Below are 12374 nucleotides of genomic sequence, written 5' to 3' on the forward strand. Positions count from 1 at the left end.
AGGACAAAAAAAGTCCGGGTCTTTGGGGACCCGGACTGTAAAAAATATCAACAGGAACAGCATTGTAATAAAAGCGTCAGTTATTAAGCGCCAAACCAAGAGTATCATTGGCCTGGGCATCGTTTTCATTCTCTTCCTCAACCCCTGTGAATAGCTCATTGAAATCGAAGTTTTCGGAGGAAACATTGCCAATGCGCCGTGCGCCAAGGAAGCGGGCAAGATAATAGGGAGTATCCATCGTGGAAATCACTACTCGACGGTCACGGGAAGATGCATGAATCATCTTGCGGTTGCCGAGGTAGATGCCGACATGCGAGGGAAACTGCGCATAGGTTTGAAAAAACACCAAGTCGCCCTTTTGCAGATCGCCACGCATTACTTCACTGCCTACGTTGAACTGCTCTCTTGCAGTGCGGGGAAGACTAACCTTCTGCTCACGGAAAACCTGCTGGGTAAAGCTGGAACAATCAAGCGCTGTGCGGCTGTTTCCACCGAAACGGTAACGGGCTCCCAGAAAACTGTAAGCACTTTTCTTCAGTTTACTCACGCCGGCGACGTTACTTTCAAGGTTTTTGGCCAGATCAACGGGGCGATCAGCATCAAGGTCGGTCAACTCAGAGAGGGTGTTGGAGAATTCCTGCTCGTTCAGGAGATCGCGGTTGACCAGCTGAAGCCTGTTCTCTGCAACAGTAGTACGCGGAACCTCATCAGCGACAGGCATTACCTTGTTCAGGGCCAGTACCTGGCCGGTTTTGATCTTATTACCCTTCAGAGCATTAAGGCGGCGAAGTTCAGCCATCTTAACACCGGTTTTTTTAGCAATTTTAGGGAGAGTGTCACCCTTGGCCACCTTGTACGAGCGCGCCTTTTCGACCGCTTTAGCTTGCTTACCATGTTCGTTCCCATGCGAAGGAATAATCAGGCGGGCACCTTTTGCCACCCTGGTACCGGTCAGATTGTTAACATTTTTGAGTTCGCTTACGGAAACGTGGTACTTGCGGGCAATGCTATGAAGTGACTCACTTTTGCGGGCTACATGGGTCTTGGAAGCCTGGGCTAGTTGAGGAAAGGCTAGAATGATGATGCATAGCATATGCAGATAGATGATACGCGCCATTTGTCCCCCTTTTGTTTTAAAATAACCAGCTGAAGCACGGCATTTGTATAACAATTTTTCCTTCAAGTCAACCTTTAACTGCCTTTTATCACCCTCATTTTAATGTTCCACCAGCATAAGCCTTTGTAATATAATTATTTTTTGCCGCGAGACATTAGTCTCACAATGACCGGTTCTTCTCGCAACACAGTAACCCGCTTTTCGGGAGGCAGGAGGTTTGCACGGTACTCTTTGCCCTTTACCAGGCGAGTTCCATCGATCTCTTCGGTCGCAACGAAATCAATGTGTGCAACCTGGAGAGCAGGCCCTTCCACCACCACCGTTGCCGGGTCTACCGCGACGATCACGTTTTTCATCCCTTTAGGGGTTCCACGCACTACAATTTTAACCGGCACTGTTTTACGTTTCTTGCGTTCCGCGACGACCTTGATGGCCGCGGGGGTAACGCTGCTCATTTCCATTCCGGAAGGCAGCGTAAAGTCGGAAGCTTTGATCCTGATGGTGTTATGACCTTCATGAATTTCCGATAGGTCCACATCCGCCGCAATGTCAATTCTGGAAGGCAAAGGAGCTAGACTTGACAAGGATTTTAGCTGAACGTCGACCTCCTCTGGGAGCCCTTTCACAAGCACCATGTCATCAGGAAGACCATGCAGTCTGAGTGGAGCCATCACCGTGGTTATCTGCCCCTGGCGTGAGGTTATCAGCACCCAGAAGACACTCACGATGAGTAGAATGGCAGCTTTTGGAAGCAGATTGCTGAAAAACATGCGCGGCAGGCTGTTTCGCGTGGTTTCCCGGACAGGATTGATCATCTCGTCAAGGGCCGCAATCAGTTCAGCAGGAGTGGCCATGCGGCGCAACTCTCCCCCCACGGCCAGTGACACCTCTCCGCGCTCCTCGGATACAACGACGACCACAGCGTCACTGCGTTCGGAAAGCCCCAGTGCGGCCCGATGACGAGTACCGAAATGCTGAGGGACCTCCGAATTGACAGAGAGCGGCAGATGACAGGATGCAGCGGCAATACGTCCATCTTTGATAAGGACGGCACCATCGTGCAGAGGGGTACCATCTATGAAGATCGTTTGAAGTATTTGAGGGTTAACTTCGCAATCAAGTTTGACACCATTCAGCATCTGGTCGGCCAGTGATTCACTGCGTTGGAAGACTACTATTGCACCGGTGCGACTTCCCGCCAGATTGAAGATTGTTTCAGCGGTTTCCTGAAAATGACTCCCCTGCTCATTTCTTCGAGCATCGAACAAGTGCCGCAACAGACTGAAACGGTATAAGGCCTGTCGTATCTCGGCCTGAAATACGACAATAATAAGGACAATCAGCACGGTTCCCAATTCTTGAAGGATCCAGCTGGTCATGTACAACCCCAGAAAGCGGGTGGCAAAATAGATGAGCGTCACCACTCCCAACCCGAGCAGCACCTGCATCGCACGCGTCCTGCTGAACCAGGAATAAAGCTGGTACAAAAGAAATGTCATAATCAGGATATCAGCTACATCCTGAAGGCGGATATACGACGGCACAACCTGCTCCTTTGCTTCTGCGCACCGGGTCGGGAGCACTCCCGATCCGATTTTTACTGGTCTTGTTGACTCAAAATATGCTACATGTCAAAGGCTTGATTTATAGCATCAAATTTAATCAAAAGGTAGCACTTCCATGTTCAGACTTTCCGAGAAGGGCGAAAATATCCAGCAGATGTTCGGCACTATCGCCCCGCGTTACGATTTCCTCAACCGCCTGCTCAGCTTTGGCATAGACCGCCGCTGGCGCACTAAAGCGGTACAGCTGCTCAAATATCGGGAGGGGTCGAAGATACTGGATGTTGCCACCGGCACCGGTGATGTTGCACTGGAGATAGCGCGTACCACTCCGCTGTCAGTGCAGATTTCAGGGGCTGATTTTTGTCCGGAGATGGTTGAGCTGGGTCAGGCCAAGGTGGCGGCCTCTCCTTACGCCGATCGAATTACGTTGCATGTGGCTCCCTGCGAGGACCTTCCCTTTCCTGACAACACCTTCGACTCGATTACAATCGCCTTTGGAATACGAAATGTGGTGGACAGAAGACTGGGCCTAGCGGAAATGTGGCGGGTGCTGCGTCCTGGCGGAAGAATGATAATCCTTGAGTTTTCCACCCCCCGTTCGCAGTTGTTCAGACAGCTCTACTATTTTTATTTCCGCAGGCTGCTGCCGATGATAGGGGGGCTCTTTTCACGTTACAATGCTTACAAATATCTGCCTGACTCGGTGCTCGAGTTTCCTTCGGTTAGCGAGTTCGCAGCCATGATGACTGCAACCGGATTCCGCAACATCCAGATCCACGAACTCACTTTCGGCATCGCCACCATCCATGCCGGAGAAAAGGAATAGAAGCGGTGTAGCCACCACAAAGGCAAAAGCGTGATACTCTGCATACAAAAAAGACCTGCCGACAATACCGGCAGGTCTTTTTTGCGTTTGAAAGATAAATTCACGCCTTGAACTTGTTCTCCGTACCCGCAAGCAGTCGCCGGATGTTTTCCAGATGCCGGACTATCACGATCAGCCCAATCAGGAACGTGACCAATGTCAATGTACGTCCGCCGGACAGCAGCGCCACGGCCAGGGGCATGACCGCCGCCGCACAGACAGAACCCAGGGAAACATAGCGCCATTTCAGCATCAGCAGCACAAACAGAATCAGGGCCACGAGCACTGCCAGCGGAGAAAGAGCAAGAAATACTCCCAAGGCGGTAGCAACACCCTTGCCCCCCTTGAATTTGAGGAAGATTGAAAAAACATGCCCGCAAAAAGCTGCCAGACCGATCCAGGCAATCTGTTCACCCGAAAGACCGAACTGGCGCGCAAGCAGCACCGGGGCAATACCCTTGAGACAATCTCCCACCAAAGTCATTACCCCCACCTTACGCCCGACAGTGCGGTAGAGGTTGGTTGCACCGATATTACCGCTTCCCTGCCGACGTACATCAATGCCATAGAGTTTACCCAGCAGCAGTCCGGTAGGTACAGAACCAAGCAGGTAGGCAGCCGCTATCCAGATAAAAAAATGTGATTCTTGGTATGTCATAGCCATCTCATAAGCCTGCGATTATTTTCCAGACACCAGCCTCACGGCTTAAAATAATGGTTTCCTCGCCATCCAGTACCATTTCGCGCCCCCCAACAGTCACTTTCATGCGGTAGGTCCCCTTGACTTCAGCCCGGTTCCCGCTGACAGACACTGTGCGATGGCCTGCCTGATAGGCAACTGTGCGGCTTTTGAAGCCTGCCGCAACACCTGCAGTCAGAGCAGCAATGTCTTTGCCTTTATCACGATAAGCTGGTGAGACCACACTGAGATACAGAGGAAGGTCACGCCCGTTCAGGGCCTGGCTGCGCACCTGCAGCACCTGCAATATGTCTTCCTTTCCCGCGTTTGATGTTCCGCAGCCCGGCACGCAAACAAGACAGCAGAGCAGCAGGAGCAGGGTAAAGCGCATGATCAGAAGAAGGAGTCCATTTTCTTGTTGGCAGCATCAATATGGGGACTTGCGGGAAACTCCTTGAACAGGCGCGCATACACCTCTCGTCCCTTGTTTTTTTGCCCCGACGCCAGATACGACCACCCCAGATAATAGAGCACCTCGTCGCGACGCGGCAAATCGGGGAACATTTTGAGCGCTTCTTCAAAGCGCCCGATAGCCGCAGGAAATTTTCCCTGATTCAGGTAAAACTTGCCGACGTAAATCTCATATTGCAGCTGTTTGTCGCGGCAGTCGCCAGCCTTTTCCCGGACCTGCTGAAGAAACTCCCCTGAGGGATACTGGCTGAGATAGGCTTCAAAAACCGCCAGGGCATTTTTCACAGGAGTTTGATCGGTATCAATGCGGCTTACCTGATAATAATGGCTCAGGGCCTGATGGTACAGCGCATATTCAGCTTTCTCGTGGCGCGGATGAAGCTTGCGGAAGTCCTCATAGGCAGCTGCAGCCTCTATGTAATCCTTATTCAGGAAGTAGGCATCAGCAATGCCGAGTTCAGCACGGGTGGTCAGCTCGGGAGACTGATAGCTTTCCCTGACCTTCTTCCACTGGGCAATGGCATCCTCATATTTACCGCTCTGGTAGAACTCCTCACCGTCCTTGTACAGCACATCGGTTGGTTTGTTCATCTGGGGGGTGGCACATCCCTGCAACAGGAGCAGTGCCAGCAATGACACCAGGATCGATTTATCGGGTGTTTTCATATGTTCCCTCTCCTGATTCTAGAGAATATCCTTGCCGCTCTCATCTGCCAGGAGGCGTGCCAGTATGTCATGGTTCAGCCAGAACACCGCAGCATCAGAACTCCATGAAGCCTGCACCATCAATCTGCCTGTTGTCAGAAAAACAATTCTTGAGAGCTCTGCACAGATCAGATTCTTCTGATCGGCATGCATCCCCATCAGCTCAGCCGAGGCGGTCAGCATCAGTTCGGCCTGTTCACGGCTGTTATGCTGGGGCCATGAAGGAAAATCAGCAGGCCCGGGAAGAAGTGGCGAAGAGAGGTATGTTTTCGCCCGTTCCAATAACTGTTGAACAGTAACCCCTTCCTTCAGCATAGCCTGGCAACGTTCCTGAAGCTGCGCCAGGGCCGCCTCCCCCGCTTCGCGCCCGATGGCTTCGAGCAAGAGGTACAGGGCGATCTCAACTCCCAGGAAAAGGGCACTGGAATTTGTCTGGATTTCTGGACAGTTGAAAACAGTAGCGTTGATGCCATTGCTGCGGGCTTCGGTCGCAATATCCTCGAGGCGCATCTTGGCCCACCCCTGGACATACGGGGTGTAGGATTGCCAGTTATATTCCTCACCCATGAGGATTCCGGTACCGTGATAGCCATAGGCTGTGTAGTTGACTTTTTTTCCAAAGGATTCCGAACGCTGACGGAGAGGCTCGGTCTCCTCCAGCAGGTAGCGGAATGTGTCAGCTGTTACCTCATTAAAGCTGGCGTCACACAGACGGCCCAAATCACTCGCCCAGAAATCGGCCGAGGGAAGGTATTTTTCACCGGTGCCCTTGAAGACCCGGTTAAGGAGCGGCATGAATACTCGTGCCCGCGGAATTCCGCCGGCCATGGCATGGGCCAGAATGATGTTGGCCTCCTGCGGAATCAGGCGCAGAAGTTCCTGGCATACCTGGCCCATGGCGGAGCGAAAACGCCTGGTTCCTGCAGCCCGGGCCTGTTCGACAAAAGAATCCGCAAAGCTGATCGTGTTCCAGTCATCCGGCCGCGCCTTCTTGAGCTGCTCGGCGATAGATGGCTGTTCACCCACCGCTTCCATGTCAAAACCGGCTTCCAGGGGTATGTTAATTACCTCCCCCCCCAGTAGTTCCCCGGCAGCGGCCAGTTCCTCACTGCTGAGCGGACGTAGTGTCCCGTCAGCATCGCGCCTGCCCACAGTTGTGCCGATAACGGTCATGCCGAGGCGTTTTGCCTCGTCAACCAGGCCATTTGCATAGCCTCGCCCGAAAAGTTCCCCTACCAGCACCAGCACATCACCCGGGCCGTACCCTGCTCTTTCCGGCAACTGTTTCAATGGCTTATATTCTGTCATGTTTTATCTTCCTTTCTGTTAAACAACCTTGATTTCATATCATGAACCACACGCTAAAGTGAACAGAAAAAGCACGGGCCGGATAGGTGACATGGCCGCAAAAACATGATATCTTCGGGCAGAAATAGCATTGTGTATGGGTGAGGTTTTCTACAATGTCCAGAGATAAAACGCCGGTTACTCCTGCAGTGAGAATACTGCGTGCCCATAAAATCAACTTCAGCGACCACCCCTATGCTTACGAAGAAAAAGGGGGCACAGCCGTATCTGCCAGGGAACTGGGGGTCGATGAACATAAGGTGATCAAGACACTGGTAATGGAAGATGACGGCAAGAATCCGCTGGTCATCCTGATGCACGGCGACATGCAGGTTTCCACCAAAGAGCTGGCACGGGCCATGGGAGTCAAACAGGTTTCACCCTGCACACCCGGGACAGCCCAGAAACATACCGGATATCTCGTGGGGGGAACCTCCCCTTTTGGTACACGCCGTGAGATGCCGGTGTACCTTGAAAAAACAATAGCAGACCTGGACAGGATCTACATCAACGGAGGCAAGCGGGGCTATCTTGTAGGCATGGCTCCTGCCGAACTTATCCGGGTGCTGCAACCAACCACGGTTGCTGTAGGGATTCAATAACCAAAGGGAGATTACATGGTCCGCAAGGCACAGATACAAGACGTTAAGGAAATTCAGAGATTGCTGATGACTTTTGCATCGCGAGGCGACATGCTCTCCCGGTCCCTTTCCGAAATTTACGAGTCATTACGCGATTTTTATGTCTATGAAGAAGGGAGCAGACTCCTGGGGACGGCTGCACTGCACATCGTCTGGGAGGATCTGGCCGAGGTGCGTTCTGTCGCCGTAGCTGAAGAGGTCGGCCGCAAGGGTGTCGGAAGCCAGCTGGTACAGGCATGCATCGCCGAGGCACGCGAAGTGGGCCTTAAACGGATTTTCTGCCTGACTTACAAGCCTGACTTCTTTGCCAAACATGGATTTTACCTGGTGGACAAATCGGAACTGCCCCACAAGGTCTGGGGTGACTGCATCAAGTGCGTCAAGTTTCCGGACTGCGATGAGAATGCGATGATATTAAATCTGTGATTTTTCTTCTGCAGCTGGGGGATTCATTGAGCCGCAACGATACCCATCCATATCCACCGTTACAAATGCAAAACCTGCCTTGTGGAAAAAAGCGGTCATTTCCTCGCGCATACCGGCCTCCACCAGACGGGAAAGCTCATCGCCCGTCACCTCTATGCGCGCCGTTTCACCATGTGCCCGTACCCTGAAAAGACCGAAGCCTTTTTCCCGCAGATAATTCTCACACTGCTCCACCATGTTCAGTCGCTGCGGGGTAATCTCCTCACCATGGGGAAACCGGGTTAAAAGACAGGCCAGAGCCGGCTTTTCCCACGTATCCAGCCCGAGATCCCGGCTGTTGGCTCTAATTTCAGCCTTGGTGAGACCTGCTTCCAGCAGCGGACTGCGTACACCAAGCTCCTCCAGAGCTTTGCGGCCCGGGCGGTAATCACCCAGATCATCCACATTGCTGCCGTCGGCAAGCACGGCAAACCCGTTCTGGCGGGCCATCTCCAGACAGAGGCCGAATACCTCTTTCTTGCAGATATAGCAGCGGTCAGGGGGATTGTTGTCTAGCCCCTCGATCTTCAGATCATGGGTATGAAGGATAAAATGCCGCACCCCCATCAATTGTGCCAGCCGGCGGGCCTCATCTATCTCATGGCGACTGTGAAAAGGAGCGTCAATGGTAATTGCCGCGGCACGGTCCCCCAGTTCTTCATGAGCCACTTTCAGCAGCAGGGTGGAATCAACCCCGCCTGAAAAAGCCACAAGAATTGAACCCATCTCCCGCACAATTTTCCTTAGGCTACCCTGCTTTTCTTCCTGAACTCCCATAAAAGCTCCTTAAACAGAAAACGCCCCTATAGTGGGGCGCTTATGTGTCAAATAATCCTTCATGCTCGAAGTCGTGTCAGATGTAGTACATGAAACGGTGATCATGCTCTTTTTTTATGCCCATGGCATGTCCGCGTTCGCAAAGAGTCTGCAGCGTCATACCCCCGAAAAGAGTATTAAGCATCGTGCTGGCTTCTTCCCAGACGGTCTGCGTAACACAGTTTCCTTCGAAAGGACACTCTGTGACGCGCTTCGGCTTCTTGGACGTTTCTCCCGCACAATCCACCAGCAGTACGTCCTGTTCGGTGGCGTTCAGAATTTCCAGCACGGTGATCTCATCCGGTTTTCTGGCCAGACAGTACCCTCCCTGGGGTCCGCGTTTGCTTTTCAGGATGCCGGCTCGCTTGAGACTCTGAAAAATCTGTTCCAGGTAGCGGGGAGAAATCTGCTGTCGTCGTGAGATATCCTGAATCTGGGCGGGCACACTGCCACAGTTGTAAGCGATGTCAAACAGGGCACGTAGCCCGTAACGGCTTTTGGTCGAAAGACGCACTGTTCCTCCGGAAAATGTTCATTAACGCTTGCCCTTCGAGCTCGGTGGGCAATTGTTGATAGTGTCATTCTACAAATTACACTTTTTTTGTCAACAAAATAGACTTAAAACCCCACACATTCCACACAACAATCCGAAATAATCAAGTTGTCTTGTTAGATTGAATCTGGCAAGGCACGGGCAACCGTCACCACCAGAATCCTCTCGGCCCCGGCCTTTTTCAAAACCGCGGCGCATTCATTCACCGTACTCCCTGTCGTCATTACATCATCCAGCAGAATAACACGTTTGCCGGCCACACGGGCGACATCATGGACAGCAAAGGCACCTTTGACATTATCGCGCCTGTCGACTGCCGGGAGGTTGATCTGGGGCTCTGTCCAGCGAACCCTTCGCAAGGTCCGCCGCTCCATAGGCAGACGCCATTTCCGGGCAAGCAGTTCCCCCAACAGCACAGCCTGATTGAATCCGCGACTGCGAAGGCGCCTTACATGCAGAGGGACGGGGATGATCAGGTCCCAATCATGCCCGGCGACCACATCGTTCAGGTGCTGGATTATCAGCAGCGCCAGGGGACGGCGCAGGTGAACCTTGTGAGTGTATTTGAAATCATGGATCAGCTTGCACACCGGCCCGGCATAGGCAATTGCCGCCCGCGCTGCATCATAAGCGGGGGGATGCCTGATGCAGTCTCCACAGAGATGGTCGTCGCCGGCACCGAGAAAGGGAATGCCGCAGACACTGCAGAACGGGCGCCCCAGAGGCATCATTTGGGCACGGCATGCAGGGCAGATATGAAGTTCATCAGCATCAGGTATGAATGAATGGCAGACGTGACACAGGGGCGGGAAAAACATATCCAGAAAGGCGTGCAGTAAGGGCTTAAACACCTTTTCTTTCACGCCCTCTGGAGATGTCAGCACATCAGAATCCCATATCCGCATTCACCACCAGCACATGCAGGTCGGTGAATCGCGGCTTGCGGTCGATAACTGTTGTAACCCGGCAGAGACGCTGGGGAGAATTGCAGTTGGTGCAAAATCCGGTATGGGCACACGGGGTATTGAAGTTGAGCCGTTTGGCATTGGGTGGGGTGGCCCGGTTTTTTACCCGCTGGATGGCATCATGCACCGTGCCTTCAACCAGCTTGTTGCGTCCGACCACCACGATCACCGAACGGGGACCGAAGAACATGGCAGCAGCACGGTTGCCGGTTGCATCGATATTGACCAGTTCTCCCCCCAGTGTCAGCGCATTGCATCCGCACAGGAAAAGATCACAGGTAAGCTGGCGACGCATGACCTCGATCCGCTCTTCAGCTGCCAGATCCTTCGCTGAATGGTTCAGGAGCTCCTTGCCGCTATCCCGCAACTGCGCTTCGATTCCCAGGCCCGCAACCGACATGGAACCACCGAACCCGATACTGCGGGCGCCCGCCGCTGCTGAACTGATATAGTCGAAAGCATCCTGGGGAGAAGGACAGTACACGGCGGTGAAACCATTGATACCCAAGGATTCAACTGCCTTGAGACATTTTTGTTCATGGGTCCAGTCGACCAGGTTCTCAGTTAATGACATCTCTGAAATCTCCCTATTTCACGACTGAAACCGATTTGATCACAACCGGGGTCACAGGAAAATTCTGGAAAACCATATTGACGTTCTGTGTCTTGACCGAGACGATTTTATCAACAACATCCATTCCCTCTATCACCTTGCCGAAGACCGCATAGCCGGCTCCATCGGGGTTTGGACGATTGAGCATTTCATTGTTGACCACGTTGATGAAAAATTGGGCCGTAGCACTATCAGGTGCCGAGGTACGCGCCATGGCAATAGTGCCGCGGTCATTCTTCAAGCCGTTGGCTGCTTCGTTTTTAATGGGACCATTGGTCGGCTTTTGTTTCCGATCAGCAGTGAACCCGCCCCCCTGGGCCATGAAACCGGGAATCACCCGATGAAATATGGTGCCGTTGTAAAATCCGTTGCCAGCATAGTCCAGAAAGTTTTTAACACTGATGGGGGCTTCTTTTTGGAACAGTTCGATCTTCACATTACCGAGAGATGTCTCCATCGCTACAACCGGATTTTTCTTGCCCTCGGCACAGGCCAGACCCACAGTCAACACCACCATTGCAACCGCACAGATCAGTTTTTTCAACATGATTACCTCCTGAAGTTTTTTTTGGCACCTGAGGACCAGGTGAGTTACTACGGCCTATCGTGCTCCCCTCACAAGCTCAGCCAGGCACTGAATAAAAGCCGGTGTAGCGTTGAGAGATTCTGTCCTGCGAAAATCTGTAATACCCAGAGCTGCAGCCTCATCACGATACTGGATATCTATCTCGTAGAGTGTCTCAATGTGGTCGGAGACAAAAGAAAGCGGCACCATCAGCAGACTTTTGCAGCCCCCCTCCCCCAGAGTACGGATCATCTCTTCGGTGGATGGTTCCAGCCACTTTACCGGTCCGGCCCTGGACTGGAAAGCCAGATGGTGCGTAACATCCTTGAAACGCTCCATCACCAGCCGCACGGTAGCCTGAATATGGTCAAGATACGGATCACCGGAATCAATAAAAGATTGGGGCAGACCATGAGCCGAAAAAACCAGCTGAACAGCGTTGCGGTCGCTGAATTGGGAAAGACCCTGCTCGATTTTTTCAGCCAGCGCCGCGATGTACAGGGGATGATCGAAAAACTGGCGCACATAGCTGACAAAAAAAGACTTACCGGAAAGGGTGCGCGCCCGCTCCAGCTCGTTGAAGCTTGAACCGGACGTGGCCCGCGAATAATGCGGGTACAGCGACAATGCGATGATGCGGCTGAATCCTTCCTGTCTGATAGCGGCCAAAGCTTCCCTGGTATCCGGTTTCCAGTAGCGCATGGCAACAAAACAGCGGTAGTTGGCGCCAAGCACCTTCTCCAACTCTCCCGCCTGCTGATCGGTCAGTTCGCGAAGTGGTGATTTACCTCCGATCTGCCGATAATATTCAACCACTTTTCGGGAGCGCCGCAGTGAAATGAAACGGGCAATCAGCGGCTGGACAAAAGCCGGTCCGATCCTGATGATATCCCGGTCGGAAAACAGATTGTAGAGAAATGGCTTCACCGCCTCCAGAGAATCCGGTCCCCCCATCTGGAGCAGCAGTACGGCAGTTTTTTCAGACATGAATACCCTTTTCAGTTAGC

15 protein-coding genes are annotated in these 12374 nt (G+C 52.7%); 3 read left to right on the forward strand and 12 right to left on the reverse strand.

The features are described 5' to 3' along the window. Positions 1–76: 76 nt before the first annotated feature. Together KJB30_RS12625 and cdaA are read right to left on the reverse strand one after the other, a co-directional pair. Positions 77–1117, reverse strand: a complete 1041-nt coding sequence (locus tag KJB30_RS12625; protein WP_214299817.1) for a C40 family peptidase — start codon at positions 1115–1117, stop codon at positions 77–79. Between the two features lie 134 nt (positions 1118–1251). Beyond that, positions 1252–2661, reverse strand: coding sequence for a diadenylate cyclase CdaA (gene cdaA, locus KJB30_RS12630; protein ID WP_367618974.1), 1410 nt, complete (start codon positions 2659–2661; stop codon positions 1252–1254). Positions 2662–2797: 136 nt separating this feature from the next. Here cdaA and ubiE point away from each other — a divergent pair, with 136 nt between their 5' ends. Then, a complete protein-coding gene (ubiE, locus tag KJB30_RS12635) occupies positions 2798–3508 on the forward strand; it encodes a bifunctional demethylmenaquinone methyltransferase/2-methoxy-6-polyprenyl-1,4-benzoquinol methylase UbiE (RefSeq protein WP_214299819.1) in 711 nt (236 codons plus the stop codon). A gap of 100 nt (positions 3509–3608) precedes the next feature. On the opposite strand, the gene plsY is transcribed toward ubiE, so the two are convergent. The 4 genes from plsY to KJB30_RS12655 all read right to left on the reverse strand — a co-directional run bounded on the left by plsY (position 3609) and on the right by KJB30_RS12655 (position 6710). Further along, the gene (plsY, locus tag KJB30_RS12640; protein ID WP_214299825.1) at positions 3609–4205 is read right to left on the reverse strand and encodes a glycerol-3-phosphate 1-O-acyltransferase PlsY; all 597 of its coding nucleotides are present in this window, start codon (positions 4203–4205) and stop codon (positions 3609–3611) included. A gap of 7 nt (positions 4206–4212) precedes the next feature. Then, positions 4213–4527, reverse strand: coding sequence for a DUF4440 domain-containing protein (locus KJB30_RS12645; protein ID WP_367618976.1), 315 nt, complete (start codon positions 4525–4527; stop codon positions 4213–4215). A gap of 92 nt (positions 4528–4619) precedes the next feature. Further along, entirely contained in the window at positions 4620–5363 is a 744-nt protein-coding gene (locus KJB30_RS12650; protein ID WP_214299828.1) for an outer membrane protein assembly factor BamD, read from the reverse strand. Between the two features lie 18 nt (positions 5364–5381). Then, positions 5382–6710 (reverse strand): enoyl ACP reductase FabMG family protein, encoded by a 1329-nt coding sequence (locus tag KJB30_RS12655; protein WP_214299830.1) that lies wholly within the window; start codon positions 6708–6710, stop codon positions 5382–5384. 155 nt (positions 6711–6865) lie between these two features. Here KJB30_RS12655 and ybaK point away from each other — a divergent pair, with 155 nt between their 5' ends. Then, complete coding sequence (gene ybaK, locus KJB30_RS12660) at positions 6866–7351, forward strand: Cys-tRNA(Pro) deacylase (protein ID WP_214299832.1); 486 nt, start codon at positions 6866–6868, stop codon at positions 7349–7351. A 15-nt stretch (positions 7352–7366) separates the two neighbouring features. Beyond that, the gene (locus KJB30_RS12665; RefSeq protein ID WP_214299834.1) at positions 7367–7816 is read left to right on the forward strand and encodes an N-acetyltransferase; all 450 of its coding nucleotides are present in this window, start codon (positions 7367–7369) and stop codon (positions 7814–7816) included. On the opposite strand, the gene larE is transcribed toward KJB30_RS12665, so the two are convergent. From larE to hemH, 6 genes are all read right to left on the reverse strand, one after another. After that, the gene (gene larE / locus KJB30_RS12670) at positions 7805–8632 is read right to left on the reverse strand and encodes an ATP-dependent sacrificial sulfur transferase LarE (protein ID WP_214299836.1); all 828 of its coding nucleotides are present in this window, start codon (positions 8630–8632) and stop codon (positions 7805–7807) included. The two genes, KJB30_RS12665 and larE, sit on opposite strands and share 12 nt — an antisense overlap. Positions 8633–8708: 76 nt before the next feature. Further along, complete coding sequence (locus KJB30_RS12675; RefSeq protein WP_214299838.1) at positions 8709–9185, reverse strand: RrF2 family transcriptional regulator; 477 nt, start codon at positions 9183–9185, stop codon at positions 8709–8711. Between the two features lie 155 nt (positions 9186–9340). After that, a complete protein-coding gene (locus KJB30_RS12680) occupies positions 9341–10129 on the reverse strand; it encodes a ComF family protein (RefSeq protein ID WP_214299840.1) in 789 nt (262 codons plus the stop codon). Then, on the reverse strand, positions 10110–10763 hold the full coding sequence (locus tag KJB30_RS12685; RefSeq protein ID WP_214299842.1) for a lactate utilization protein: 654 nt from the start codon (positions 10761–10763) through the stop codon (positions 10110–10112). The genes KJB30_RS12680 and KJB30_RS12685 overlap by 20 nt, the downstream gene beginning before the upstream one ends. A 13-nt stretch (positions 10764–10776) precedes the next feature. After that, on the reverse strand, positions 10777–11349 hold the full coding sequence (locus KJB30_RS12690; protein ID WP_214299844.1) for a peptidylprolyl isomerase: 573 nt from the start codon (positions 11347–11349) through the stop codon (positions 10777–10779). A gap of 54 nt (positions 11350–11403) precedes the next feature. Next, positions 11404–12354 carry a ferrochelatase gene (gene hemH, locus KJB30_RS12695; protein ID WP_214299846.1) on the reverse strand — a complete coding sequence of 317 codons (951 nt, stop codon included), beginning with the start codon at positions 12352–12354 and terminating at the stop codon, positions 11404–11406. Positions 12355–12374: the final 20 nt, after the last annotated feature.

This window comes from Pelotalea chapellei (genome assembly GCF_018531195.1).
GTDB classification, from domain to species: domain Bacteria; phylum Desulfobacterota; class Desulfuromonadia; order Geobacterales; family Pseudopelobacteraceae; genus Pelotalea; species Pelotalea chapellei.

What these genes read in the sequence shown, in the direction of transcription:
- KJB30_RS12665 (WP_214299834.1), top strand. Translation starts at nt 7,367, where the DNA reads ATGGTCCGCAAGGCACAGATACAAGACGTTAAGGAAATTCAGAGATTG.
- KJB30_RS12685 (WP_214299842.1), bottom strand. Translation starts at nt 10,763, where the DNA reads ATGTCATTAACTGAGAACCTGGTCGACTGGACCCATGAACAAAAATGT.
- KJB30_RS12655 (WP_214299830.1), bottom strand. Translation starts at nt 6,710, where the DNA reads ATGACAGAATATAAGCCATTGAAACAGTTGCCGGAAAGAGCAGGGTAC.
- larE (WP_214299836.1), bottom strand. Translation starts at nt 8,632, where the DNA reads ATGGGAGTTCAGGAAGAAAAGCAGGGTAGCCTAAGGAAAATTGTGCGG.
- KJB30_RS12690 (WP_214299844.1), bottom strand. Translation starts at nt 11,349, where the DNA reads ATGTTGAAAAAACTGATCTGTGCGGTTGCAATGGTGGTGTTGACTGTG.
- KJB30_RS12650 (WP_214299828.1), bottom strand. Translation starts at nt 5,363, where the DNA reads ATGAAAACACCCGATAAATCGATCCTGGTGTCATTGCTGGCACTGCTC.
- hemH (WP_214299846.1), bottom strand. Translation starts at nt 12,354, where the DNA reads ATGTCTGAAAAAACTGCCGTACTGCTGCTCCAGATGGGGGGACCGGAT.
- KJB30_RS12680 (WP_214299840.1), bottom strand. Translation starts at nt 10,129, where the DNA reads ATGCGGATATGGGATTCTGATGTGCTGACATCTCCAGAGGGCGTGAAA.
- KJB30_RS12625 (WP_214299817.1), bottom strand. Translation starts at nt 1,117, where the DNA reads ATGGCGCGTATCATCTATCTGCATATGCTATGCATCATCATTCTAGCC.
- ubiE (WP_214299819.1), top strand. Translation starts at nt 2,798, where the DNA reads ATGTTCAGACTTTCCGAGAAGGGCGAAAATATCCAGCAGATGTTCGGC.
- plsY (WP_214299825.1), bottom strand. Translation starts at nt 4,205, where the DNA reads ATGACATACCAAGAATCACATTTTTTTATCTGGATAGCGGCTGCCTAC.
- ybaK (WP_214299832.1), top strand. Translation starts at nt 6,866, where the DNA reads ATGTCCAGAGATAAAACGCCGGTTACTCCTGCAGTGAGAATACTGCGT.